At 71.9% G+C, this 23555-nt stretch carries 23 protein-coding genes and 1 pseudogene; 11 read left to right on the plus strand and 13 right to left on the minus strand.

Annotated elements, in window-relative coordinates:
* Positions 1-93 precede the first annotated feature (93 nt).
* A complete protein-coding gene (locus ACP4J0_RS07020; RefSeq protein ID WP_426597732.1) occupies positions 94-1461 on the plus strand; it encodes a S1 family peptidase in 1368 nt (455 codons plus the stop codon).
* A 418-nt stretch (positions 1462-1879) separates the two neighbouring features.
* Here the strand turns inward: ACP4J0_RS07020 and ACP4J0_RS07025 are convergent, their stop codons facing one another.
* The 4 genes and pseudogenes from ACP4J0_RS07025 to ACP4J0_RS07040 all read right to left on the minus strand — a co-directional run bounded on the left by ACP4J0_RS07025 (position 1880) and on the right by ACP4J0_RS07040 (position 4257).
* Entirely contained in the window at positions 1880-2191 is a 312-nt protein-coding gene (locus ACP4J0_RS07025; RefSeq protein WP_426597817.1) for an EamA family transporter, read from the minus strand.
* A 126-nt stretch (positions 2192-2317) separates the two neighbouring features.
* A pseudogene (locus ACP4J0_RS07030) lies at positions 2318-2692 on the minus strand (EamA family transporter); the annotation flags it as partial.
* Positions 2693-2757: 65 nt separating this feature from the next.
* On the minus strand, positions 2758-2943 hold the full coding sequence (locus tag ACP4J0_RS07035) for a hypothetical protein (protein WP_426597733.1): 186 nt from the start codon (positions 2941-2943) through the stop codon (positions 2758-2760).
* A gap of 150 nt (positions 2944-3093) precedes the next feature.
* Positions 3094-4257, minus strand: a complete 1164-nt coding sequence (locus tag ACP4J0_RS07040; protein ID WP_426597734.1) for an ROK family transcriptional regulator — start codon at positions 4255-4257, stop codon at positions 3094-3096.
* Positions 4258-4412: 155 nt separating this feature from the next.
* Between ACP4J0_RS07040 and ACP4J0_RS07045 the strand changes: the two genes are divergently transcribed.
* Genes ACP4J0_RS07045 through ACP4J0_RS07060 form a run of 4 tightly spaced genes read left to right on the plus strand, consistent with a single transcriptional unit; the run spans position 4413 to position 8877 of the window.
* Positions 4413-5309: a carbohydrate ABC transporter permease gene (locus tag ACP4J0_RS07045; RefSeq protein ID WP_426597735.1), complete on the plus strand. Its 897-nt coding sequence runs from the start codon at positions 4413-4415 to the stop codon at positions 5307-5309.
* A gap of 16 nt (positions 5310-5325) precedes the next feature.
* Positions 5326-6309 (plus strand): carbohydrate ABC transporter permease, encoded by a 984-nt coding sequence (locus ACP4J0_RS07050; RefSeq protein ID WP_426597736.1) that lies wholly within the window; start codon positions 5326-5328, stop codon positions 6307-6309.
* Between the two features lie 10 nt (positions 6310-6319).
* The gene (locus ACP4J0_RS07055) at positions 6320-7660 is read left to right on the plus strand and encodes an ABC transporter substrate-binding protein (RefSeq protein WP_426597737.1); all 1341 of its coding nucleotides are present in this window, start codon (positions 6320-6322) and stop codon (positions 7658-7660) included.
* 14 nt (positions 7661-7674) lie between these two features.
* Positions 7675-8877: a Gfo/Idh/MocA family protein gene (locus ACP4J0_RS07060; protein WP_426597738.1), complete on the plus strand. Its 1203-nt coding sequence runs from the start codon at positions 7675-7677 to the stop codon at positions 8875-8877.
* 31 nt (positions 8878-8908) lie between these two features.
* Here the strand turns inward: ACP4J0_RS07060 and ACP4J0_RS07065 are convergent, their stop codons facing one another.
* Both ACP4J0_RS07065 and ACP4J0_RS07070 read right to left on the minus strand, forming a co-directional pair.
* On the minus strand, positions 8909-9604 hold the full coding sequence (locus ACP4J0_RS07065; RefSeq protein WP_426557347.1) for a L,D-transpeptidase family protein: 696 nt from the start codon (positions 9602-9604) through the stop codon (positions 8909-8911).
* A 168-nt stretch (positions 9605-9772) separates the two neighbouring features.
* Positions 9773-10573: an SDR family NAD(P)-dependent oxidoreductase gene (locus ACP4J0_RS07070; protein ID WP_426597739.1), complete on the minus strand. Its 801-nt coding sequence runs from the start codon at positions 10571-10573 to the stop codon at positions 9773-9775.
* 49 nt (positions 10574-10622) lie between these two features.
* On the opposite strand from ACP4J0_RS07070, the gene ACP4J0_RS07075 reads away from it, so the two are divergent.
* Complete coding sequence (locus ACP4J0_RS07075; RefSeq protein ID WP_426597740.1) at positions 10623-11156, plus strand: hypothetical protein; 534 nt, start codon at positions 10623-10625, stop codon at positions 11154-11156.
* On the opposite strand, the gene ACP4J0_RS07080 is transcribed toward ACP4J0_RS07075, so the two are convergent.
* The 3 genes from ACP4J0_RS07080 to ACP4J0_RS07090 all read right to left on the minus strand — a co-directional run bounded on the left by ACP4J0_RS07080 (position 11147) and on the right by ACP4J0_RS07090 (position 13891).
* A complete protein-coding gene (locus ACP4J0_RS07080) occupies positions 11147-12085 on the minus strand; it encodes an SDR family oxidoreductase (RefSeq protein ID WP_426597741.1) in 939 nt (312 codons plus the stop codon). The two genes, ACP4J0_RS07075 and ACP4J0_RS07080, sit on opposite strands and share 10 nt — an antisense overlap.
* An 88-nt stretch (positions 12086-12173) precedes the next feature.
* Complete coding sequence (locus ACP4J0_RS07085; RefSeq protein WP_426597742.1) at positions 12174-12803, minus strand: MBL fold metallo-hydrolase; 630 nt, start codon at positions 12801-12803, stop codon at positions 12174-12176.
* On the minus strand, positions 12803-13891 hold the full coding sequence (locus ACP4J0_RS07090; RefSeq protein WP_426597743.1) for an S-(hydroxymethyl)mycothiol dehydrogenase: 1089 nt from the start codon (positions 13889-13891) through the stop codon (positions 12803-12805). Before ACP4J0_RS07090 ends, ACP4J0_RS07085 begins: the two co-directional genes overlap by 1 nt.
* 177 nt (positions 13892-14068) lie before the next feature.
* On the opposite strand from ACP4J0_RS07090, the gene ACP4J0_RS07095 reads away from it, so the two are divergent.
* Positions 14069-15823, plus strand: coding sequence for an ABC transporter ATP-binding protein (locus ACP4J0_RS07095; RefSeq protein ID WP_426597744.1), 1755 nt, complete (start codon positions 14069-14071; stop codon positions 15821-15823).
* 331 nt (positions 15824-16154) lie between these two features.
* Positions 16155-16520 carry a nuclear transport factor 2 family protein gene (locus ACP4J0_RS07100; RefSeq protein WP_426597745.1) on the plus strand — a complete coding sequence of 122 codons (366 nt, stop codon included), beginning with the start codon at positions 16155-16157 and terminating at the stop codon, positions 16518-16520.
* 98 nt (positions 16521-16618) lie between these two features.
* Here ACP4J0_RS07100 and ACP4J0_RS07105 read toward each other — a convergent pair whose 3' ends face one another.
* From ACP4J0_RS07105 to ACP4J0_RS07120, 4 genes are all read right to left on the minus strand, one after another.
* Entirely contained in the window at positions 16619-17119 is a 501-nt protein-coding gene (locus ACP4J0_RS07105; protein ID WP_426597746.1) for a metallophosphoesterase family protein, read from the minus strand.
* A 106-nt stretch (positions 17120-17225) separates the two neighbouring features.
* Positions 17226-17405: a hypothetical protein gene (locus ACP4J0_RS07110; RefSeq protein WP_426597747.1), complete on the minus strand. Its 180-nt coding sequence runs from the start codon at positions 17403-17405 to the stop codon at positions 17226-17228.
* Positions 17406-17487: 82 nt separating this feature from the next.
* Positions 17488-17907, minus strand: coding sequence for a CBS domain-containing protein (locus ACP4J0_RS07115; RefSeq protein ID WP_426597748.1), 420 nt, complete (start codon positions 17905-17907; stop codon positions 17488-17490).
* A 320-nt stretch (positions 17908-18227) separates the two neighbouring features.
* Positions 18228-19520 carry a S1 family peptidase gene (locus ACP4J0_RS07120; protein ID WP_426597749.1) on the minus strand — a complete coding sequence of 431 codons (1293 nt, stop codon included), beginning with the start codon at positions 19518-19520 and terminating at the stop codon, positions 18228-18230.
* Between the two features lie 566 nt (positions 19521-20086).
* On the opposite strand from ACP4J0_RS07120, the gene ACP4J0_RS07125 reads away from it, so the two are divergent.
* From ACP4J0_RS07125 to ACP4J0_RS07135, 3 genes are all read left to right on the plus strand, one after another.
* Positions 20087-20302, plus strand: a complete 216-nt coding sequence (locus ACP4J0_RS07125) for a type A2 lantipeptide (RefSeq protein WP_426597750.1) — start codon at positions 20087-20089, stop codon at positions 20300-20302.
* Positions 20303-20526: 224 nt separating this feature from the next.
* On the plus strand, positions 20527-21333 hold the full coding sequence (locus tag ACP4J0_RS07130; RefSeq protein WP_426597751.1) for an HlyD family efflux transporter periplasmic adaptor subunit: 807 nt from the start codon (positions 20527-20529) through the stop codon (positions 21331-21333).
* Positions 21330-23555, plus strand: a complete 2226-nt coding sequence (locus ACP4J0_RS07135; protein WP_426597752.1) for an NHLP family bacteriocin export ABC transporter peptidase/permease/ATPase subunit — start codon at positions 21330-21332, stop codon at positions 23553-23555. Before ACP4J0_RS07130 ends, ACP4J0_RS07135 begins: the two co-directional genes overlap by 4 nt.

Genomic DNA, 23555 nt, shown 5'->3' on the forward strand with positions numbered 1-23555 from the left:
CGGGCGGGTCCTTCCCCGTACGGGAGGGGGGCGCTCGACGTCCGGAGGCCCCCGCGGTGGCGACACCGCGTGTCCGGGTTCGGGAGCACGCACATGAGGCACGCACGACGACACATCGTCCGGCGAACGGCACGGCTGGCGGCCGTATGCGGACTCCTGATCGGGGGGACTATGGTCACCCGGGCCGTGGCGGACGAGCCCCCCGCCGCGTCGGCCGCGCCGCACACAGCGGCGCGGACCGCAGCCGGTACCGGCGCCGGACTCGTGTCACGGCTGGGCACCTCCCGTACGGCGGGCCACTGGGTCGGCTCCGACGGGCGGCCGGTCGTCGCGGTCACCGACGAGCGCACGGCCGAGGAGGTGCGGCGGGCCGGTGCCGAGGCGAAGGTCGTTCGGCACAGCATGTCCGAGCTGAAGTCCGGCGCCTCGGCGCTGCGTTCGGCGCCCCGGGTGCCCGGGACGGCGTGGGCGCTCGACTACCGGTCGAACGAGGTGGTGGTACGGGGTGACAGCACGGTCTCCCGATCCGACTGGTCCCGGCTGACGGGTGTCGCGGAGGGCATCGGCGAGTTCGTCCGCATGGAGCGCACCGACGGCACGTTCACGACTCGCCTGAACGGGGCGGAGCCGATCCTGTCCACGGCGGGGCGCTGTTCGGCGGGCTTCAACGTGACCGACGGAACGAGGGACTTCATCCTGACCGCCGGCCACTGCGGGCCGACGGGGTCCGTCTGGTCCGGCGGCGGGGACGGCCGACAGGTCGGCAGAACGGTCGCCGGGAGTTTCCCCGGGGACGACTTCTCCCTGGTGGAGTACGCGGACGGGAAGGCCGGCGACGGCGCCGACGTGGTGGCGGTCGGTGGTGACCAGGGGGTGCGGATCACGGGTACGGGTGAACCGGCCGTAGGGCAGCGGGTGTTCCGCAGCGGCAGCACCAGCGGGCTGCGCGACGGGCGGGTGACGGCGCTCGACGCGACGGTGAACTATCCGGAGGGCACGGTCACCGGCCTCATCGAGACCGACGTGTGCGCCGAACCGGGGGACAGCGGGGGCCCGATGTTCTCCGAGGGCCTCGCCCTCGGCGTGACGTCGGGCGGCAGCGGCGACTGTGACAAGGGGGGCACGACGTTCTTCCAGCCGTTGCCGGAGGCCATGCGGTCGCTCGGCGTACGGCTGATCGTCTCCGCGAAGGAGGGGGCGGGGCCCGGAGCCGCGTCCTCGCCGCCGGCCGCCAACGGCGGCGGTGACACCGCGCCGGGGACCGCGGCACCGGGGGCGGTGGCGCCCGTGACGGGCGTCAACGGCTCGACACTGCTCTCCCGGCTCACCGACCGCCGGAACGTCGGTCCCGGCATGCTCGTCGTCGCGGGCAGCCTGGTCGCGCTGGTGGCCACCCGGTGGATCCGCGCGGAGCAGGACCGCAAAGCCTACCGACGGCACTACTCGACGACGTGGGGGTGAGCTGTGGTGCGGGGGAGGCAGGGCGTGGGCGGGCGAGGCGGCTGCGCGTCCGGACGCGCGGCGCACGGGGGCGGCCGGCTCGGCCCGCCGGAACGGCGACAGGACCTTCGCCGGCGCCGTCCGGTGACGGCCTCGGACGCAGCGGATGTACGCGGCTGCCCGGCCCTGTACCCACTTGGCGGCATCGGGCGGCCCGTCGGGCGTGGCCCGCCCGCCGCAGTCGCCACCGCGGCGGGCGGGCCGCGTGCCGGCCGCCCACGTGGTGGGCGGGGCCGACGTCCGGTTCGGTCGGTGACCGGCCGGGGCCGTCACCGCGCCGGTGGGACCGCCGCCGCGCGGGTCTCCCGGCCGGTGGGTCGTCCGGTGGTGCCGGGGACGTCGGCACAGCGGGCCGGCTCTCGCCGGATCCCACCGGGCCTCAGCCCAGTGTCAGCAGCACCGTGGCCGCCGCCGCACCGATCAGGCCCACGGACTGCCCGCGGCCGACCCGTTCGTGGAGGAGGGCGACGCCCAGGATCACGGGCAGTGCCGGGTGGAGGGAGGCCAGGACCACGGTGACCGACAGCGGCTGCCGCTGGGCGGCGAGGAGGTACAGGATCAGGCCGAGGGCGGCGCCGGCGCCGGTCAGCAGTGCCTCGGCGGCCCGGCGCGAGGGCGGCCGCAGGCGTCCGCGGTGCCGTGCGGCGGCGGGCAGCAGCAGGAGTACGGCGGCGACACGGCCTGCCGCCACGGGCCACAGGCCGCTTTCGGGGCCGGCCTGTCCGAGGGCGAGGTACCGGACGGCGACGCCCCCGCCGGCGAGCAGACCATCGGCGACGGCGTTGCCGGGGCCGGTGCCGCCCCCGGAGACCAGCCAGAGCGCGGGCGCGGTGACGACGATCCCCGCCCAGGCGACGGCGCCCGGGCGGTCCCCCAGGACGAGTACGCCGCACAGGTCGGAGAGCGCGACGCCTGTGACGGCGCTCACGGGCACCACGACGCTCATCGCGCCGCGGCTCAGGCCCCGGTTGGGGAAGTGCGTGGCGACGCCGCTGCCCACACCGGACAGGGCGCCCCACAGCAGGTCCGCGGGGCGGACGCCGGGTGCGGTCACGAGGAGGGCGGCCACGCAGGCGAGCGCGAGCCCGCCCGCCTGACCGAGAAAGGTGACGGCGGCGAAGTGGACGCGCCGGGAGAGCAGGCCGCCGGCGAAGTTCACGATGCCGTAGCAGACGGCCGAGGTCAGTGCGAGAAGGGCGCCCGTCCCGTGGGGTGCCCGGGGGCGGGGCTCCGATGCGCCGAGGAGTCAGGCGGCGGTCAGGCAGCCTTCGCGGGCTCCGGGGCCGCGGTGGCCCACTCCATGACGAGCCGCTGGTACTCCGCGCGCTGCTCGACGCTCAGTATCCCGCCCGACCGGAGCCACAGGGCCCGGATCTCCTCGTTGACCTCGGCAGCCGATCGCTCGGAGGAGGGTTCAACAGTGGTGGACATGCTGTGAAGCATACGGCGCCCGGCGTGAAGACGATGTGAGTAATGGCGAGCCAACCGGACATAACGGACCGTGTTACTGATCACGTCAATCGTCTCATCTGTCAAGGCCTACCGGCGAGTTCGTTCACACCATCTGTGTTCTGGCGCACATGGCACGCCTCTTCACACCTGCGCCGCTCCCAGTACCAGGACCTGGATCGCCAACACCGCGGCGCCGCGCGCCCAGTCGTGGAAGTCGGACACCCTGGTCTCCAGACCGACCGGCGCGGCCCGCGGATGCCGGTTGTCGCGGATGGTGTTCTCCACCACCTTTCCGGCCACGTCCATCAGGCCCACCCCCTCCCCCGCGAGCAGGATCTTCTGCGGCATCACGAAGTTGGCGACCTGCGCCACCAGGGCGCCCAGGGCCCGTCCGGCCTCCTCGACGACCCGGGCGGACACGGGCTCGCCGGCGGCGGCGGACGCGAGGATCTCCTCGTAGCCCAGGTCCCGGCCGGTGGCGGCCTGGACCTGGTAGCGGATGTTGGGGATGGTCAGCAGCGAGACGGCGCTGCCGCGCCGGCCGTCGGGGGTGAGCGGACCGTACGGGTCGAGGATCCAGTGGCGGCCGAAGCCGCGGTCCTCGTCCCCCGGGTAGGGCACCCGCTTGCCGCCCAGCACGAGCCCGTACCCGAGCCCGGCGCCGATGGTGAGGACGACGAACCGGTCCAGCCCGCGCCCCGCCCCGAACCAGGTCTCGGCCTCCACGAATGCGGCGGTGTCGTTCTCGACGACGACCGGCAGTCCTGTGCGCTCCTCGACGAGTCCGGCCAGCGGGACTCCCCGCCACCCGAGGAAGGGGGACTCGCCGACCACGGCCCGGCCCTCGACGAGTCCGCCGACGCCGATGCCGATGCCGGCGACCCGGGGACGGCCGCGGGACAGCTCCCCGGTCATCGCGGCCAGCAGGTCGGCGACCTCACCGGGCTCGTGCGTGGTGAGCGCACGGTCGTGGCGGGCGACGATCTCGCTCCTGAGGGTGGTGACGACGCCGTACACCGTGTCACCGGTGATCTTGAAGCCCAGGAAGTACCGGGAGTCGGTGACCACGTCGAGCGGCTGCGACGGACGCCCCGGACGCGCTCCCGCCGGCGCGCCCGCCTCGGGGACCTCGACCAGCAGCCGCGACTCGATGAGCGGCTTGGTCAGCCGGGTGAGGCTGCCCGGTGAGAGGCCCAGCCGCCGGGCGAGCTCGGTACGGGACAGCGGTCCGTGCACGAGCACCTCGATCGCCACGGAGCGTTCTCCGGGACTCAACGGCAGCCAGCTCTCGGCGCTTGTGGGCATGTGATCGAGCCCCACTTTCTTCCGGACCGGAAACAATGGAACCAGTCTAGGCAACTTTTCCTTTGAAAAGGATGTTCGTGCGACCTCTTGACGCATTGATTATTCCAGCCCAAAAGTAAATGGGATCGAGCCACCGCATGCGAGGGAGTCCGCCGATGACCATCGCCTCCAGCAGCCCCGGCGGGAATCGGGGTGACGGACGTCTCGCCGCGGTGTTCATCGCCCCGGCGCTCCTGGGCTTCGTGGTCTTCCTGCTCTGGCCGACGCTGCGCGGGATCTACCTGAGCTTCACCCGCTTCAACCTCCTGACCCCGGCCCGGTGGGTGGGCCTGGACAACTACGTGCGGATGGTCAACGACCCCATCTTCTGGGAGTCGATGCGGGTCACGGTCGTCTACGTGGTCATCAACATCGGAGTGCAGACGGTCTCGGCCCTGGCCATCGCCGTGCTCCTCCAGCGGCTGACCCAGTCGTCACTGCTGCGCGGGATCGTGCTCACGCCGTACCTGATGTCCAACGTCGTGGCCGGCATCGTCTGGCTGTGGATGCTGGACACCCAGCTCGGCATCGGCAACGAGATCGTCGCGGGGCTCGGTCTCGACCGCATCCCCTTCCTGGCCGACGAGACCTGGGCGGTCCCGACCATCGCGCTGATCAACGTGTGGCGCCACGTCGGCTACACCGCGCTGCTGCTGTTCGCGGGGCTCCAGGCCATCCCCGGCGACATGTACGAGGCCGCGAAGGTGGACGGCGCGAGCGAGTGGCGGATGTTCTGGCGGATCACGATGCCGCTGCTGCGGCCGGTCCTCGCGGTCGTCCTCATCATGACGGTGATCGGTTCGTTCCAGGTCTTCGACACGGTCGCCGTGACCACCGGGGGCGGACCGGCCAACGCCACCAACGTGCTCCAGTTCTACATCTACGGCGCCGCCTTCGGCCGCTTCCAGTTCGGGTACGCCTCGGCGATGTCGGTCGCCCTGCTGGTCGTGCTGAGCGCCATCACCTTCGTCCAGTACCGGCTCACCCGGGCCGGCCGGACCGACCTCGGCTGACGGAGAGGAGAACGGGATGACCGACACGACCTCCACGGCCGGCACGGCACCCGCGGACGACGCGGCCTCCGTGACCGGCACGGTCTCCGCGGCCGGCCCGCCGACGGCACGGCGCGGCAGGCGCGGGCGGCTCTCCCCCGGGCGGATCGCGGCCTGGGCGGTGATGGCCGCGATCGTCCTCGTCACCCTGCTGCCCTTCTACTGGATCCTGCGCACCGCGCTGTCCACCAACACCGGGCTGGCCGCCCACCCGGCGGACCCGCTGCCGGTCGACCCGACCACCAGTGGTTTCGAGCGGGCCCTGGGCCTGCAGTCCGCCGAGGAGGCGATCGCGCAGGGCGGCTCGGGCAGCGGACTGAGGTTCTGGCGGTACCTGCTCAATTCGGTGTTCGTCTCCACCCTGATCACCGTCTGCCAGATCCTCTTCTCCGCCATGGCCGCCTACGCCTTCGCCCGGCTGCGCTGGCGGGGCCGGGACACCGTGTTCGCCCTGTTCCTGGCCGGGCTGATGGTGCCGGCCATCTTCACCCTGCTGCCGAACTTCGTCCTCATCAAGGAACTCGGGCTGGTGGACTCCCTGCTGGGCATCGCTCTCCCGACGATGTTCATGACCCCGTTCGCGGTGTTCTTCCTGCGGCAGTTCTTCATGAACCTCCCCAGGGAGGTGGAGGAGGCCGCCCTGCTGGACGGCGCCGGGAAGGTGCGGGTCTTCTCCCGGGTGATGCTGCCGATGGCGGCGACGCCCGTGCTGACCCTGGCCGTGCTCACGTACATCACGTCCTGGAACGACTACTTCTGGCCGCTGATGGTCTCCTACAGCGACAGCTCGCGCGTACTCACCGTGGCACTGGCCGTCTTCCGCGCGCAGACCCCGACGACCGGCACCGACTGGTCCGGACTGATGGCGGCCACGCTCATCGCGGCACTCCCGATGCTGCTGCTCTTCGGTGTCTTCGCGCGCCGCATCGTCAGCACCATCAGCTTCACCGGCATCAAGTGAGGGGACGGACATGCGATTTCGTACGGCCGCCGCTCTGACCGGGGCGCTGGCGCTGTCCCTGGCGAGCGGCTGCGCCCGGGGCGGCGGCGCCGGATCGGCCGCGGACACGGTGACGTACTGGCTCTGGGACACCAACCAGCTCCCCGCGTACCAGGCGTGCGCGAAGGACTTCGAGAAGCGGAACCCCGGCCTGGACGTGAAGATCTCCCAGATGGGCTGGGACGACTACTGGACCAAGCTCACCGCGAGCTTCATCGCGGGCACCCAGCCCGACGTGTTCACCGACCACATCCAGAAGTTCGGCCAGTTCGCCGACCTGAAGGTGCTGGAGCCGCTGGACGACCTGGGCATCGAGGACTCCGCCTACCAGCCCGGTCTGGCCGCCAGCTGGCTCGGCGAGGACGGCCACCGCTACGGCGCCCCGAAGGACTGGGACACCGTCGCCCTCTTCTACAACGAGCGGATGGCGCAGGACGCCGGGCTGAGTGCCGAGGAGCTGAACGGCCTCTCCTGGAACCCCGTGGACGGCGGCACCTTCGAGAAGGCGATCGCGCGCCTGACCGTGGACGAGAAGGGCCGGCGCGGTGACCAGCCCGGCTTCGACAAGGACAACGTCGAGGTCTACGGCCTGGCCACCAACGGCGGCGGTGACGGTGACGGCCAGACCACCTGGAGCCACCTCGCCGCGTCCGCCGGCTGGACCTACACGGACAAGGAGCGGTGGGGCACCGAGTACCGGTACGACGACGACACGTTCCAGTCGGTCATCGAGTGGTACTTCGGGCTGGCCGACAAGGGCTACATGGCCCCCTTCACCGACTACTCCGTCTCCAACCAGGCCAACGCCCAGGTGGCCGCGGGCAGGGCGGCCACCGCCTTCGACGGAGCGTGGATGCTCTCGACGTACGCCGGTTTCGAGGGCGTCGACTTCGCCACCGCCGTCACGCCCGCCGGTCCGACCGGCAAGCGGGCCACGATGATGAACGGTCTCGCGGACTCCGTCACCAAGGACGCCCGCAACAAGCCGGGCGCCCTGAAGTGGGTGAAGTACCTGGCCTCCGAGGAGTGCCAGCGGACCGTGGGCGGCTACGGCATCGTCTTCCCGGCCACGCCCGACGGCACCGAGGCGGCCGTCGCGGCCTACGCGAAGAAGGGCATCGACGTGACGGCCTTCACCCGGCCGGTCGACGACGAGGAGGAGTTCCGGACCTTCTCCTACCCCATCACCAACTACGCCGCGGACGTGCAGGCACTCATGCGCCCCGCCATGCAGGACGTCTACGGCGGCGGAAAACCCGTCAGCAGCCTCGACGAGACCAATGACCAGATCAATCTGATCCTCGACCAGTGAAAGGCACATCATCCATGACGTTCTCCCTCGGCATCGTAGGTGCCGGCCAGTTCTCCGGCCAGTTCGCCAGGCTGTTCATGGCCCACCCGGGTGTGAGCGACGTGTACGTCACCGACCTGCTGCCGGAACGGGCCGAACGGCTCACCGCCGCCGAAGGCCTCACCGGCACCTTCCCGACCTACGAGGCGATGCTGGAGTCCCCGGCGGTCGACGCCGTCGCGGTCTTCACGCAGCGCTGGACCCACGGCCCGCTGGTGCTCCAGGGGCTGGGCGCGGGCAAGCACGTGTACTCGGCGGTCCCCATGGCGATCAGCACGCAGGAGATCGCGGAGATCATCGACGCGGTCAAGGCGACCGGACTGACGTACATGATGGGCGAGACCAGCCAGTACAACCCGGCGACCGTGCACGCCCGCAACCGGATCGCCGAGGGCGCCTTCGGACGGCTCTTCTACGCCGAGGGCGACTACGTCCACGACATGGACCTGGGTTTCTACGAGGCCTACCAGTACAGCGGCGGCGAGGGGTGGAAGGCCACCGCCAGCTATCCGCCGCTGCTGTACCCGACGCACTCGGTGGGCGGGGTGCTGGGCGCCTGGCAGACGCACGCGGTCAGCGTCTCGGCGCTCGGGGTGGTGGACGAGCGCGGGGACGGGGTCTTCGACCGGTCGGTCAGCCAGTTCGACAACGACGTCTCCAACGCGACGGCACTGTTCGAGGTGGCCGGCGGCGGGTCGTTCCGTACGAACGAGTTCCGGCGGGTCGGCTATCCCTCGCACATCCGGGAGTCCCGTTTCCGGTTCTTCGGAACCGAGGCGAGCATGGAGCAGCTCGCCACGGTGGCACTGTGGCAGGACAAGAACGGGGTGGAGGACATCAGCGAACTGCTGGAGCCCAAACCCACCACGTCCCCCGACGACCCGTCCCTCCAGCACGTCGCACCGGAGCTGCGGGCGGCCTTCACCTCGGGTTCGGCGCCGGTGCACGACCGGGCGCGGCTGCCACGGGCCTACGACCGGATGAGCAACGGGCACGAGGGCAGCCACCACTTCCTGGCGGACGACTTCGTGACCGCGGTCAACTCCCGGACGCTGCCGTCCGTGAACGCGTGGGTCGCCGCCCGCTACACCCTGCCGGGCATCGTCGCGCACGAGTCCGCGCGGCAGGGCGGTACCAGGCTGGAGATCCCGGACTTCGGGGACGCTCCCCAGCTGTGACGCGAAGGCGTGAGCCGGGTGCCCGGATCCGTCAGGTGCCCGGCTTGCGTCCGTACACGTGGACGTCGTCGCCCTTCCTCAGCAGCGACCAGTACTTCTTGGCGTCGGACTTGGTCATGTTGACGCAGCCGTGCGAGCCCGGCGGGCTCCACATGCTGACGCCGGCCGCGTGGAAGGCCTGGCCGCCGTCGAAGAACTGGCTGTAGGGCATCGGCACGTCGTAGATCGTCGAGTGGTGGTCGATGTTGCGCCAGTAGACCTTCTTCGGGCCGGTGCGGGTCTCGTGGCCGTTGCGGCCGGTGCGGACCGGTACCGGGCCGTACACGAGCTTCCTGCCGTCCTGGATCCAGCTCAGCTGGAGCGTGAGGTCGACGCAGGCGATACGGCCCTTGTTGACCGGGCACTTGCCCGACTTGTTGGGGTTCTTTCCGACGGCCTTCTGCTTCGTCATCAGGTCCATCACACCCCAGGTGACGGGGCCCGCGTAGCCGATGTTCGGCGTGATGCCGTGCTTGGTCTGGAAGGCGCGGATCGCCTTGCAGTCGGCGGTGGACTGTTTGCCGTCGGCCGGGCGGCCCAGGAACTTCTCCACCTTCTTCTGGTGCGGCCCCGTCTGCGTCGTACAGCTCGCCGCCTGGGCCGGTGCGGCGCCGAGCGCGAGCGTGAGCGGTGCCACCAGTGCGGTGACCCCGAGTGCGACGGCTCCCCGTCGGTGCATGTCCCCCATGGCTGGTCGGCCTTTCGCGTCGAAGCGGTGGATCGGACGGAGGGGGCCACCCGTGGTGCGCTCCCCCCTTGGGGGACCACCGCCCGGCCGCTTCGGTTGCCCGACCCGCCTGTACCGCGACGAAACGGTGACAAACGGCGCCGGTTGCCCCGGCCCGTCGAGCGGCCGTCAGTCCGTGCCGTCCCCTTCCCGGCACGCCTGCCGGAACCCGGTGTTGACCGCGGTGAGACCGCCGTCGACGACCAGCGTGGTGCCGGTGATCCAGGACGCGTCCCGCGAGGCGAGGAAGGCGACGGCTGCCGCGATGTCCTCGGGTTCGCCGACCCGCCCCAGCGGGTACAGCCGCCGGACCGCCGCCAACTCCGTGTCCCGGCCCTCCCAGGCCGTGGTGCGCACGGTGCCCGGCGTCACGAGGTTGACGCGGACACCGCGCGCGGCGGCGTGTCCGGCGAGGGTGCGGGTGAGGGAGGCGAGGCCCGCCTTGGCGGCGCTGTAGGCGTGGTTGCCGAAGTCCTGGACGCCGTTGACCGAGCCGACGCTGACGATCGCGCCGCGCCCGGAGGCCGCGAGGTGGGGCAGCGCGGCGCGGCAGCAGCGGTAGGCGCCGGTGAGGGTGACGTCGAGGTCGCGGGCCCAGACCTCGTCCGGCTCGTCCTCGAAGAGCGGGGCGTCGGGCGTGCAGGCGTAGGCGTTGTTGACCAGCACGTCGAGGGTGCCGAAGGTGTCCGCGGCGTGGGCGACGGCCGCCTCGACGGACGCCCGGTCGGTCACGTCGCAGGCGAACGCCTCGGCGGTGAGCCCCTGTTCCGTCAGCTCGCCCGCCGTCCGCCGCGCCGCGGCGAGGTCCACGTCGGTCAGCAGCACCCGCGCCCCCTCGCCCGCGAGCCGGCGTGCGGTGGCCGCGCCGATGCCCCGGGCCGCGCCCGTGACCAGTACTCCGTGGTCGGTGAAACGCCCTGTGTCCGTCATGGCCCGACGGTACTGCCGGAACGATCACTCGGGCAGGTAGCGTGCCTCCATGTCCGCGTTCCTGCAGCAACTCCCCGCGCTCATAGGTGTCGTCATCGGCGCGCTCGGCTCGTATCTCGCCGTGGTCCGCAGCGACCGGGCCCGGTTCCGCAGTGAGACCGCGGCCCGTTGGGAGGAGCGCAGGCTCGCGGTCTACGCCGACTACGCGCGGGCCCTCAAGACCTCCGTCACGCTGACGTACCGGATCGCCGCACACCTCGGCAACGACCCGCACCCGCACCCGCTGCCCCCGCGGGAGGCCGCGCCGGCCCAGGCCGAGGCCACCGTCGCCCGGGACCCCGCCGGGGAGGCCCTGCTCCTGCTGGGCAGCCGGGAGGTGGTGGAGAAGGCCCGGGTCTGGGTCGTGACGGTGCTGGAGATGGAGCGCTTCCTGCGCGAGGAACGGCGTGACCCGGACGCCTGGCAGGCCCTGCTGGAGCGGCAGCGCGCGGGACGTGAGGGCTACTACGCGGCCGTGCGGGAGGACCTGGCGCTGCCCCCGGGTCACGCGGCCCGCTGGCCGCTGCCACCCGGTCAGCGGTAACCGGTGACGTCGGCCGGCTTGTCCGCGTCCTGTACCTCGACGACGTAGCGCCAGGCGTCCGGGCGGCTGCCGTCGAGGTCCGTGAAGCCGTACTCCTTCGCGAGGCCGCCGCTGGAGAGGGATTGGCCGTTGAACCGCGCCACGTCCGGGTCACAAGCGAGGGCGGCGACGGCGCGGCCGACGTAGCGGGGCGTCTCGGAGATGGCGAAGTGCGGGACGCGGTCCAGGGCGTCGCGCCAGTTCTCCTCGCGTACGCCGAAGTGGTCGAGCATGATCTCCGAGCGCAGCCAGCCCGGGGTCAGCGCGACGGCGGTGGCGCCGCGCGGTCCGAGTTCGTGGCCGAGGGCGAAGGCCATGCGCAGGACCGACGACTTGGCGAGGTCGTAGAAGAAGGAGACGCGGTAGTGGTCGCGGTTGTAGTCGTCGGTGCCGTCGGTCACCTCGACGACCAGTCCGCCGGGGTGGCGCAGCAGCAGCGGCAGGGCGTGGTGGCTGGTGACGGCGTGGGTCTCGACCGCGAGCCGCAGGAGCCTGAGGCCGTTGTCCAGGTCGTGCTCCCAGACGGGGCCGTCCCATGCGAAGAGGTTCTCGCCGCCCCAGATGTCGTTGACCAGGACGTCCAGGCGGCCCTGTTCGCGGTCGACGCGGTCGACGAGCGTGGCGACCTGCGCCGGGTCGAGGTGGTCGGCGGGTACGGCGATGCCGTGGCCGCCGGCCTCGGTGACCAGGTCGGCGGTGTCCTCGATGGTCTCGGGACGGTCGTACTCCGAGCGCCGGGCGCGGGTGCTGCGGCCGGTGACGTAGACGGTGGCGCCGGCCGCGCCCAGTTCGACGGCGATGCCGCGTCCGGCGCCCCGGGTCGCCCCGGCGACCAGTGCGACCCTGCCCGTCAGCGGCTTCTCCCGTGATGCTTCCTGTGACGCTGCCATGTCCGGCTCCCGTTCCTCTTGCGCACGAGCGATGTCGTGATCGAGAGTGCCCTGGAAGCCGGACATCTTCTGTCACCTTTTACGTGTGTCAGTGCCCGCGCTTGATCCACTCGTCCAGGTGCGGGGCCTCGGCGCCGATGGTGGTCGGGTCGCCGTGGCCGGTGTGGACCTTCGTCTCGGGCGGGAGGACGAGCAGTCGGTCGCGGATCGAGTCGATGATGGTCGGGAAGTGGGAGTAGGAGCGGCCGGTGGCGCCGGGCCCTCCCTGGAAGAGGGTGTCGCCGCTGAAGAGGGCGCCGAGGCCCGGGTCGTACAGGCAGACCGCGCCGGGCGCGTGCCCGGGGGTGTGCAGGACGGTCAGGTCGGCACCGGCGGCCTCGATGACCTGGCCGTCGGTCAGCCAGGCGTCGGGGTCCCGGTCGGGGTGGGTCTGCCGCCACAGCGGCAGGTCGTCGCGGTGCAGCCAGACGACGGCGCCGGTGCGCTCGGCGAGGGCCGGCGCGGCGTTGACGTGGTCGTTGTGGGCGTGGGTGCACACGACGGCGGTGAGCCGGCGGTCCCCGACGGCCTCGACGATCGCGTCGACGTCGTGGGCGGCGTCGATGACGATCACCTCGTGGTCGTCGCCGACGAGCCAGACGTTGTTGTCGACGTCCCAGGTGCCGCCGTCGAGGCTGAACTGCCCGGAGGTGACGAGGCGTTCGATGCGGGCGGCCATCACAGCACCACCACCGAACGCAGCACGTCACCGGCGTGCATCCGCTCGAAGGCCTTCTCGACCTCGTCGAGCCGGATGGTCTCCGTGACGAACTTGCCCAGGTCCAGGCGGCCCTGGAGGTGGAGGTCGATGAGCATCGGGAAGTCGCGGGAGGGCAGGCAGTCGCCGTACCAGGACGACTTCAGGGAGCCGCCGCGGCCGAAGACGTCGAGGAGCGGCAGTTCCAGCTTCATCTCGGGTGTCGGTACGCCGACGAGGACGACGGTGCCGGCCAGGTCGCGGGCGTAGAAGGCCTGCCGGTAGGTCTCCGGGCGGCCGACGGCCTCGATGACGACGTCGGCGCCGAAGCCGCCGGTCAGTTCGCGGATCGCCTCGACGGGGTCGTTCTCGCGGGAGTTGACGGTGTGGGTGGCGCCCATGCCCCGGGCGGTCTCCAGCTTGCGGTCGTCGATGTCGACGGCGATGACCTTCGCCGCCCCGGCGAGGTGGGAACCGGCGATCGCCGCGTCGCCGACGCCACCGCAGCCGATGACGGCGACCGTGTCGCCGCGGCCGACGTTCCCGGTGTTGATCGCGGCGCCGATGCCGGCCATCACCCCGCAGCCCAGCAGGCCGGCCACCTGCGCGGAGACGGCCGGGTCGACCTTGGTGCACTGTCCGGCGGCGACCAGCGTCTTCTCGGCGAAGGCGCCGATGCCGAGGGCCGGGGAGAGCTCCTGGCCGGTAGAGGCGAGGGTCATCTTCTGCTCGGCGTTGTGGGTGTCGAAGCAGTACCAGGGCCGGCCGCGCAGACAGGCCCGGCACTTGCCGCACACCGCACGCCAGTTGAGGATCACGAAGTCGCCGGGGGCGACGTCGGTGACACCGGCGCCGACCGACTCGACCACACCCGCGGCCTCGTGGCCGAGCAGGAAGGGGAAGTCGTCGCTGATGCCGCCCTGCTTGTAGTGCAGGTCGGTGTGGCACACCCCGCAGGCCTGGATACTGACCACGGCCTCCCCCGGTCCGGGATCGGGCACGACGATCGTCTCGATCCGCACGGGCTCGTCCTTGCCCGGTGCGATCACGCCGCGTACTTCCTGCGCCATGGTCCTGACTCCTTGTTCGGCCGTTCAGCGTTCCCCCCGACCCTACGCGCAACCGATCGGCAAAGCGCAGGTGACAGGCGGTTCGGGGGTCCGCCGGTGCCCGCTCGCCCATCCGCGGGCTCCTCCGTACGGCCACGGCGTAGCCTGAGTCGTCCGCCCACCTGCCGAAGGAGTGCCGTGAGCACCGCAGAGACGGAGACCGGTCCCCCCGCTTGGCGACTGCTCCTGACATACGTACGGCCGCACCGCCGGGCCCTGCTCGTGGGCGCCCTGCTCTCGCTGGCCACGGGAGCCACCGGGCTGATGCTGCCGCTGGTGGCGCGGGAGCTGATCGACGACCTGTCGCACGACCGCACCATCACGGGCGCCCTGCTGGCCATGTCGGGCCTCGTGGTCGCCAACGCGGCGCTCGGCGGCCTCGGTTCCTACGTGCTGCGGCGCACCGCCGAGTCGGTGGTGCTCGGCGCGCGGCGCTCCCTGTCGTCGTATCTGCTGCGGCTGCGCATCACGGCCGTGGACCGCACCGAGCCCGGTGACCTGATGGCCCGGATCACCTCCGACACGACCCTGCTGCGCGAGGTCACCACCGACTCGCTCGTCGGTCTCGGCACCGGCGGGCTCACGCTGGCGGCGACCCTGGTGATGATGGGTGTGGTCGATCCGGTGCTCCTCGGGGTGACCCTGGCCGTGATCTTCGGGGCGGGTACGGTCCTGGGGCTGATCGTGCCGCGCATCAACCGGGCGAGCCGGCAGGCGCAGGACGCGGTGGGCGTGATGGGTGCCGCGCTGGAGCGGATCCTCGGCGCCTTGCGCACGGTGAAGGCGTCCGGCGCCGAGCCCCGGGAGGAACGGGTGCTGCACGAGGCCGCCGAGGAGTCGTGGCGGCAGAGTGTGCGCGCCGCCAAGTGGTCGGCCGCCGCGGGCAACACGGCCGGGCTGGCGATGCAGATCGCCTTCATCACGGTGCTCGCGGTGGGCGGGGCGCGGGTGGCCACCGAGGCGATCGACATCGGCACGCTGGTCGCGTTCCTGCTGTTCGTCTTCTATCTGATGGCGCCGATACAGCAGGTCGTCGGCGCGGTCACGCAGTATCAGACGGGCAAGGCGGCGCTCGCCCGTATCCAGGACGCCCTGCGCCTGCCCGCCGAGCCGCCCGCCCGGCCGGCCCCCCTGCCGTCCCCGGGCGCGGAACCGGCCGCGGTGGCCTTCCACGACGTCCGCTTCCGTTACGCCGACGACCTGCCGTACATCCACCACGGGGTGACCTTCGACGTGCCGGCCCGCGGCATGACGGCGTTCGTCGGCCCGTCCGGCGCGGGCAAGACCACCGTCTTCTCCCTCATCGAGCGGTTCTACGACCCCGTCTCCGGGGAGATCACGCTGGACGGCCGGAGCCTGGCGGACTGGGAACCGGCCTCGCTGCGGGCGGCGATCGGCTATGTGGAGCAGGACGCCCCTGTACTGTCCGGCTCGCTGCGGGACAACCTGCTGCTGGGCAACCCGGACGCGGACGACGGCGCCCTGGCCACGGTGGTGAAGACGACCCGCCTCGACGGTCTGGTCGCCCGGCTGCCGAACGGCCTGGACACGCTGGTCGGGCATCGCGGCACCAAGTTGTCGGGCGGTGAGCGTCAGCGGGTCGCCATCGCGCGGGCCCTGCTGCGGCGTCCCCGGCTGCTGCTGCTCGACGAGGCGACCTCGCAGCTGGACGCGGTCAACGAGGCGGCCCTGCGCGACACCGTGGCCGACGTGGCCCGCACGACCACGGTGCTGGTCGTCGCGCACCGGCTGTCCACGGTGACGATGGCCGAACGGATCGTGGTGATGGACGCGGGGCGCGTCCGGGCGGTCGGTACGCACCGTGAGCTGGTGACCGCCGATCCGCTGTACGCGGAGCTGGCGGCGACCCAGTTCCTCGCCACCGGCGGCTGAGCCACGCCGGACGCGCGTGGACGCGTGTGAGGGCCGCCCGGAGGCGGATGGTCCTCGACGGCGGCTGCGGTCCGGCCGTCGGCCGAGTGCGGGGCCGGCGCCGGACGACGGAGGAACACCGGGTCGGTGACATGCTGGAGCGGCGACGCTACGTCGTGTCGAGGCGTGCTCCGACCGGCGCCGGAGGCGAACACGGGCCGGACCGCACAGCTCACGTGTGAGGTCCGGTGGGCCCGGTCACGATTGCCGTGGGCGCCCCGACGGAGGAAGCTCGGAGGTGAGGGCCACGGCCGTCCGTTCCCCTCGGGTCGCGGCCTTCGAGGAGGTCGTCATGGGCACCACGGCAGGCTCCGGCTTCGACATCGAAGCACTGCGCCGGGGCATCGAAGGAGAGACGGCGGCACCGCTCGTGTCGCTGTACGCACAGGACGCGGAGGTGCGCCTCGTCGACCGGTACGACCAGCCCAGCCGCCCCAAGGTCCTGCACGGCCGGCAGGAGATCGCCGAGATGCTCGACGACGTGTACAGCCGTGACATGACGCACCGGCTGGAACGCTGCGTCGTCCAGGGCGACCACGCCGCGTTCACCGAGGAGTGCAGGTATCCGGACGGCGTGCGGGTCCTCGCCGAGTCGATGCTGTCGCTGCGGGACGGCAAGATCGTCGAGCAGACCACCATCCAGGCCTGGGACGAGTAGCCGGGGCGTGCTCTCCGAGGGCCGCGCGGCGAGTACGGTGCGCCGCGCCGGGGCCCGGGCCCCGGCGACGCACCGTACGCCGTACCGGGCGGGTCCGCCTACCGCCGCGGGAGCCGGTGCAGCTCGACGTCCCCGAGCCGGCCGTCGGCGACCGTCGCCGTCATGTAGGTGCAGTACGGCTGACGGCGCCGGTCGGTCGGCGACCCGGGGTTGAGCAGGCGCAGACCGGTGTCCGCGGTGGTGTCCCAGGGGATGTGGCTGTGCCCGAAGACCAGGACGTCGAGGTCGGGGAAACGGGCGGCGCAACGTGCCTCGCGGCCCTGGGCGGCGCCCGTCTCGTGGACGACTCCGAAGCGCAGGCCGCCCAGGTCGGCGTAGGCCACCTCCGGCAGCCGGGCGCGCAGACCGGTCCCGTCGTTGTTGCCGTACACCCCGACGAGTCTGCGGCTGCGGCCCTCCAGCAGGTCGAGGGTGGCCGTGTCCACCCAGTCCCCCGCGTGGAGGACGACGTCGGCGTGCGGGATTTCCGCCAGCAGCGGCGCGGGCAGTTCCTTCGCCCGCTTCGGCAGGTGGGTGTCGGACATGAGCAGCAGGCGCACGGATCCACCGTATGGGAAGGGGTCGGGGGGCTGGTCGGCCCGGACGCGCACCGCGCCGGCGTCGAGGCCGGCGCGTTGGGCATGTCTCCGTTGTCAGGGCTTGTCGTCAGTCCTCGCCCCTGACGATGTTCGTCTCCTGCCCGGCTTGCAGTGCGCGTGCGGCGGTGCCGTCCTCGACGGCCGGTATCGACGTGCGCACGGCGCCCCTGGCCCGCAGGCGGCGTGCTTTCGACCAACCCGTCTCCAGTCGACGGGCGACGGGTTTTTCGCTGGTGTCGGTGGTCACGGGCATCATCTTCCTTCTGCGTCCGGTGCCGTCGGCCTCCGGGTCCCCGGGCGTGACTCCGTGAAACCGGTGCGCGTGGACGCTACGGATTGGGCCGGGCCACACTGATGTCGCCGAGCGCCGACTCCGGGTCGCGCTCCATGGCCAGGTCGCCGAGGGAGACGATGCCGACGGGGCGGCCGTCGTCGACGACGGGGATCCGGCGTACGGCGTGGCCGCGCATCAGCTCGACGGCGTGGTTCAGCTCCTCGTCGGACCGTACGGTCACCATGTCGTCGCTGCACGCGTCGGCCACGGTGGTCTGTTCCGGGTCACCGCCCTCCGCGACCGACCGGATCACCAGGTCTCGGTCGGTCACCAGTCCGCGCAGTTCGCCGCCGTCCGTGACCAGGACGGCGCCGAGGTCCTGATCGCGCATGATGCGGGCCACCGCGGTGACGGAGGCCTGCGGCTCCACGGTCACCGGGTCGCCGGTCATGATGTCGCGGACGTACTGGGTCATGGCGTGGTCCCTCGTTTCTTCGCTCGCTCGTGGTGGGGCCGACCGGGTACCCGGCGCGGCGCCGCCGGCACCTCGTCGGCGGCGCGGATTCGCGCGGCGCCGCACCGGGAAACCGGTGTCGGTCGGCGGATCCAGCCCCGCGGTGCGGCGACGGGAGGCGACGCGGACCCGGGACCACGCGTGCGGGCGCGGATCCGGAGGTGCGGGAGGTACGGCGGTCCGGTCCTCCCGCCGGAGGGCCGGACCGCTCACCGCCGACCGGTCCGTCGAGGGCCGGTCGGTGGTTCGTGTGCCTGTGCCCGAGGTGTGCGGCGGTCGGATCAGCCCGTCGGACCGGATCCGTCCGCGCCGCCGAAGCCCGTACCGTCGCCGGCGTCCCCGGCACCGCCGTCTCCGGCACCGCCGTATCCACCGTCGGACTCGTCACCACCGCCGACGGCCTCGCCGCCCCCGGTCTCCGCCCCGCCCGCCCGGTCGTCGGCGCCGGCCGCCTCGCCGCCCAGGGTGGCGCCGACGGCCTCCAGGGCGGTGGTGACCGGCTGGAAGAAGGTCTCGCCGCCGACCGCGCAGTCGCCGCTGCCGCCGGAGGTCAGGCCTGTCGCGAGGCCGTCCTGGGTGAAGAGGGAACCGCCGCTGTCGCCGGGTTCGGCGCAGACGTCGGTCTGGATGAGGCCGGTGACCGTCCCCTCGGGGTAGTTGACGGTGGCGTCCAGGCCGAGGACCTGGCCGTCGGCCAGTCCGGTCGTACTGCCCATGCGGAAGACCCGCTGACCGACCGCCGCATCCGCTGCCCCGCTGATCCGGACGGTCTGGTCCCCGAGATCGACCTCGCTCGGCGCCTCGGTGGCGGGGTCGTCGTACGTGACGAGCGCGAAGTCTCCCGCGCCGGGGAAGACCGCCTGGTCCACGGTGGCGATCGGCTGTCCGCCCTGCGCGTCGGACCACCGGTCCTCCGCGACGCCGCAGTGTCCGGCCGTCAGGAAGGCGGGTGAGCCGTCGCCCGTGGTGACGTTGAAGCCGAGGGAGCAGCGCGCGCCACCGCCGAAGACGGCGTCACCGCCCGACGCGAAGGTCTTGAAGGTGCCCTCGGACTTCTTGATGGCCGCCATGCCGGGGCCGAGGCTCTCGACGGTGGACTCCAACCGCTCCCAGTCGGCGCCGGTGACGGTGGTGTCCGCGGTCACCAGGAGCTTGTTGGTGCGCGGGTCGATCGCCCACGAGGTGCCCGGGATGGTCGCCTCGGATTCCAGCGTCCGCGCGCCGGCCCTCAGCTCGCCCATGCTGTTGTCGACCTCGCGGACCTCCGCGCCCGCCTTCTTCGCCTCCACGACGACCTGGTTGTCGTCGCCGGGTACGACGTTGACGACGAGCCGCCGCTCACCGGCGTCGTAGTACGACCCGGCGAAGGCGTCGCCGAGCAGGCCCGCGAGCCGCTCGGCGAGATCCGACGCGTCCGCCGCCTTCAGGGTCCTCGGTGCCGCCGCGACGTCGTCCGAGGTGTCGCCGTCCTGCGAGGCGTTGGCGTTCGGCAGCAGGACGGCGGCCGCGCCGAGCGCCATCACACCGCCTGCCGCCATCGCGGCCCTCCGCTTCGGAATTCGCTTGTGACTCAACCTTCTCGACCTCCTGGGACGGGGTCCCTGCCACCGGTCCGGCGGCTGTTGGGGGCGCCTGGACGGCTGTTGGTACGCAGGGGCCGGACGGGCCGTTCAATCGAGCCGGGTCGACACCCTCCGCATTCGGCCGGAAACGTTCTGTTGCGACCGTGGGGCGGAATCCCTGCTTCAGTGAATCTGCACATCGAATGCCCAACCCGGTCACCCTCGTTGGAGGATCTGCACAAACCCGAAGTGCCCCGCACTCCTTTGGGGCGGGTGTGCCGGATTCGCCTCCGTACGGGCAAGGGGTCGCACGGGACGATGTCGCGCACCATGTGAAGAAGTCGCCGCGAAGGAGTGCGCGGACCTGCACCGTTGGGCACTTGGAAGACGGAAGTTCCCTGGTGGGAGGGGTGATTGATTGGAACCGCGGACCGGCCGCGTGCTTTGATCCATCGCACCGCGGGGGCCGCGGAGGGCTCCGGAAACGGGCGCCCGGCGCCCGCGGTCGCGGCCGTCATCTGTCCCCAGAGGGGGCCGCTCCCCCCTTGTGAAATGGCTATACGAAGGGAAGTTCCATCATGAACTCCACCCCCCAGGTTGAGACCGTCGAGATCTCCGACGCCGACCTCGACAACGTCTCCGGCGGCCTGTCCGTGAACGCCCTCGGCACCGTCACCGGCCTGGTGGACGGCATCGCCCCGGTCTCGGGCCTGCTCAACACGGCCGTCGGCACCGTCGAGGGTGTCACCGGCCTGAACACCGCCCCGGTCGCGGGCCTGGTCGCCGGTCTCTGATCGCGCCCTTGCGCCGCCGAGTCCCGGAGCCGCCCAGGCTCCGGGACTCGGCGGCCGTTCTTGCGCGACTCCCCTTGCGTGACGCCTCCTGCGTGACGCCTCCTCCGCGCCTCCTCCTCTTCCGCGGCTTCCTTTCCGCAGCCCCTCGTCCATGACTTTTCTTCCGTGACCTCCTCCACGGTGTCTTCCGTGGCTTCGCCGGAAAACCCTGGGATACGTCCGACGTGCAGTTCCGCCAACAAGCCCTCGCAAAACTCCAGTCACCGGAGGAGCTCGACCTTCCGGTGCGCTTCGCCCGCCCGCAGGGCTGGCTGGTGCTGTCCGTGACGGTGGTCGCGATGGCCGCCGCGTCCGTGTGGGCGGTGAGCGGCTCGGTGACCTCCACGGTCACCGCGCCCGCCATCCTCACGCACGGGCAGGGCAGTTACCTCCTGCAGAGCCCGGTCTCCGGCCAGGTCACCGCCGTGCTCGCACGCCAGGGCGAGCGGCTCGCCGCCGGCTCCCCCGTACTGAAGGTCCGCACCGCCGAGGGCGACACCACGGTCCGCACGGTCGACGCGGGCCGGGTCAGCGCGCTCGCCGCCACCGTCGGCCAGATCATCCGGACCGGCGCGAACGTCGCCTCCGTCGAGAAGGTCGCCCACACCGACGACCCGCTCTACGCCACCGTCTACGTCCCCGCCGAGAACGCCGCCGCCATTCCCGCGCACGCCTCCGTCGACCTGACCGTCCAGTCGGTGCCGACGCAGCAGTACGGCGTACTGCACGGGAAGGTGAAGTCGGTCGACCGCTCGGTGCAGTCGGCGCAGACGATCTCCGCGTTCCTCGGCGACAGCCAGCTCGGCGAGCAGTTCACCAAGGAGGGCAGGCCGGTGGCCGTGACGGTCCGGCTGGACACCTCGAAGTCCACGAAGAGCGGCTACGAGTGGTCGTCCGCGGACGGACCGCCGTTCGGCCTGACCTCCATGACCATGGCCACCGGCTCCATCCGGCTGGCCGACGAGCGTCCCGTCGATTGGCTGCTGCCGTGAGCACCGCACAGGAGACCCGGGGCAGACGCCGCGCCGCCCCGCCGAAGCGCAGGGTGCCGAAGAACCGGGCCAAGACCGTGCGCACACCCACCGTCCTCCAGATGGAGGCCGTGGAGTGCGGCGCCGCCTCGCTCGCGATGGTGCTCGGCCACTACGGACGGCACGTCCCGCTGGAGGAGCTGCGGATCGCCTGCGGCGTCTCCCGCGACGGCTCGCGCGCCAGCAACCTCCTCAAGGCGGCGCGCAGTTACGGCTTCACCGCCAAGGGCATGCAGATGGACCTGGCCGCCCTCGCCGAGGTGACGGCGCCGGCCATCCTGTTCTGGGAGTTCAACCACTACGTCGTCTACGACGGCATGGGGCGCCGCTTCGGCCGCCGCGGGGTGTTCATCAACGACCCGGGCAAGGGCCGCCGCTTCGTGTCGCTGGAGGACTTCGACGGTTCCTTCACCGGGGTCGTGCTGACCATGGAGCCCGGCGAGGACTTCGCCCGGGGCGGCCGCAAGCCCGGCGTCCTCGGCGCGATGCCGGCCCGGCTGCGCGGCACCGCCGGCACGCTGCCCGCCGCCGTGCTGGCGAGCCTGCTGCTGGTGGCGGTGGGCGCGGCCGTGCCCGCGCTGAGCCGCACCTACATCGACATGTTCCTCATCGGGGGGCGGACCTCGCTGCTCGGCGTGCTGTTCGCGTCGATGGCGGCGTGCGTGCTGCTCACGGTGGTGCTGACCTGGCTCCAGCAGGCGAACCTGCTGCACGGCCGCATCATCTCCTCCACTCTCTCCAGTGCCCGCTTCCTGCGCCACCTGCTGCGGCTGCCGGTGACGTTCTTCTCCCAGCGCAGCCCGGCCGACCTGGTGCAACGGCTGCAGTCCAACGACGCCGTCGCCGAGACACTCGCCCGCGACCTCGCCGCGGCGGGCGTCGACGCCATCGTGGTCGTCCTGTACGCCGTACTGCTGTACACGTACGATCCCCAGCTCACCTTCGTCGGCATCGGCGTGGCACTGCTCAACATCCTCGCGATGCGGATCGTCATCCGGCTGCGCGCCACCCGTACGGCGAAGCTGCGGGCGGACACCGCGCGGCTGACCAACACCGCGTACACCGGCCTCCAGCTGATCGAGACGATGAAGGCGACCGGCGGTGAGGACGGCTACTTCCGCACCTGGGCGGGGCAGCACGCCACCACCCTGGAGGAGCAGCAGCGGCTCGGGGTGCCGAGCGCTTGGCTGGGCGTGGTCGCGCCGACGCTGGCGACGCTCAACAGCGGGCTGATCCTGTGGATCGGCGGCATGCGGGCGGTCGAGGGGCACATCTCGGTCGGTCTGCTGGTCGCCTTCCAGGCGCTGGTGGTCCGTTTCACGGCCCCGCTGACCCGGCTGAACGGTGTCGCGGGCCGCATCCAGGACTTCGCGGCCGACGTGGCCCGGCTCAAGGACGTGGAGAACTTCCGGGCGGATCCGCTCTACGACCGGCCGGGCGGCGCCGGCGACTCCACCCGCCGGCTGCGCGGCCACGTGGAGCTGCAGAACATCTCCTTCGGCTACAACCCCCTCGACAAGCCCCTGCTCACCGGTTTCGACCTGACCGTAGGGCCGGGGCAGCAGGTGGCCCTGGTCGGCGGCTCCGGCAGCGGCAAGTCCACCGTGTCGCGGCTGATCTCGGGGCTGTACGCCCCGTGGGACGGTGTGATCCGCATCGACGGGCAGCGGCTCGAGGACATCCCTCGCGGGGCGCTGGCGTCCTCCGTCTCCTTCGTGGACCAGGACGTGTTCCTCTTCGAGGGCTCGGTCCGCGACAACGTGGCGCTGTGGGACCCGTCGGTCCCGGACGACGCCGTGGTGGAGGCGCTCGAGGACGCCGCCCTGTACGACGTCGTGATGCGCCGGCCGGGCGGCATCCACAGCGCGGTCGAACAGGACGGCCGGAACTTCTCCGGCGGTCAGCGCCAGCGCCTGGAGATCGCCCGGGCCCTGGTGCGCAGGCCCAGCATCCTCGTCCTGGACGAGGTGACCAGCGCCCTGGACGCGGAGACCGAACTGGTGGTCATGGACAACCTGCGCCGGCGCGGCTGTGCCTGCGTGGTGATCGCGCACCGGCTCAGCACCGTCCGGGACAGCGACGAGATCGTCGTGCTCCAGCACGGCACGGTCGTGGAGCGCGGACGGCACGAGGAACTGGTCGCGCACGGCGGCGCGTACGCGGCGCTGGTCAGGGAGCGGTGA

The organism is Streptomyces sp. WG7, from assembly GCF_049975785.1.
Classification (GTDB): Bacteria; Actinomycetota; Actinomycetes; order Streptomycetales; family Streptomycetaceae; genus Streptomyces.

Excerpts from the sequence above, each read along its gene's own strand:
- ACP4J0_RS07070 (WP_426597739.1), bottom strand. The coding sequence starts at position 10,573 with ATGACGGACACAGGGCGTTTCACCGACCACGGAGTACTGGTCACGGGC.
- ACP4J0_RS07050 (WP_426597736.1), top strand. The coding sequence starts at position 5,326 with ATGACCGACACGACCTCCACGGCCGGCACGGCACCCGCGGACGACGCG.
- ACP4J0_RS07125 (WP_426597750.1), top strand. The coding sequence starts at position 20,087 with ATGAACTCCACCCCCCAGGTTGAGACCGTCGAGATCTCCGACGCCGAC.
- ACP4J0_RS07065 (WP_426557347.1), bottom strand. The coding sequence starts at position 9,604 with ATGGGGGACATGCACCGACGGGGAGCCGTCGCACTCGGGGTCACCGCA.
- ACP4J0_RS07035 (WP_426597733.1), bottom strand. The coding sequence starts at position 2,943 with ATGCTTCACAGCATGTCCACCACTGTTGAACCCTCCTCCGAGCGATCG.
- ACP4J0_RS07080 (WP_426597741.1), bottom strand. The coding sequence starts at position 12,085 with ATGGCAGCGTCACAGGAAGCATCACGGGAGAAGCCGCTGACGGGCAGG.
- ACP4J0_RS07060 (WP_426597738.1), top strand. The coding sequence starts at position 7,675 with ATGACGTTCTCCCTCGGCATCGTAGGTGCCGGCCAGTTCTCCGGCCAG.
- ACP4J0_RS07090 (WP_426597743.1), bottom strand. The coding sequence starts at position 13,891 with ATGGCGCAGGAAGTACGCGGCGTGATCGCACCGGGCAAGGACGAGCCC.
- ACP4J0_RS07040 (WP_426597734.1), bottom strand. The coding sequence starts at position 4,257 with ATGCCCACAAGCGCCGAGAGCTGGCTGCCGTTGAGTCCCGGAGAACGC.
- ACP4J0_RS07115 (WP_426597748.1), bottom strand. The coding sequence starts at position 17,907 with ATGACCCAGTACGTCCGCGACATCATGACCGGCGACCCGGTGACCGTG.
- ACP4J0_RS07075 (WP_426597740.1), top strand. The coding sequence starts at position 10,623 with ATGTCCGCGTTCCTGCAGCAACTCCCCGCGCTCATAGGTGTCGTCATC.
- ACP4J0_RS07055 (WP_426597737.1), top strand. The coding sequence starts at position 6,320 with ATGCGATTTCGTACGGCCGCCGCTCTGACCGGGGCGCTGGCGCTGTCC.
- ACP4J0_RS07045 (WP_426597735.1), top strand. The coding sequence starts at position 4,413 with ATGACCATCGCCTCCAGCAGCCCCGGCGGGAATCGGGGTGACGGACGT.
- ACP4J0_RS07020 (WP_426597732.1), top strand. The coding sequence starts at position 94 with ATGAGGCACGCACGACGACACATCGTCCGGCGAACGGCACGGCTGGCG.
- ACP4J0_RS07100 (WP_426597745.1), top strand. The coding sequence starts at position 16,155 with ATGGGCACCACGGCAGGCTCCGGCTTCGACATCGAAGCACTGCGCCGG.
- ACP4J0_RS07085 (WP_426597742.1), bottom strand. The coding sequence starts at position 12,803 with ATGGCCGCCCGCATCGAACGCCTCGTCACCTCCGGGCAGTTCAGCCTC.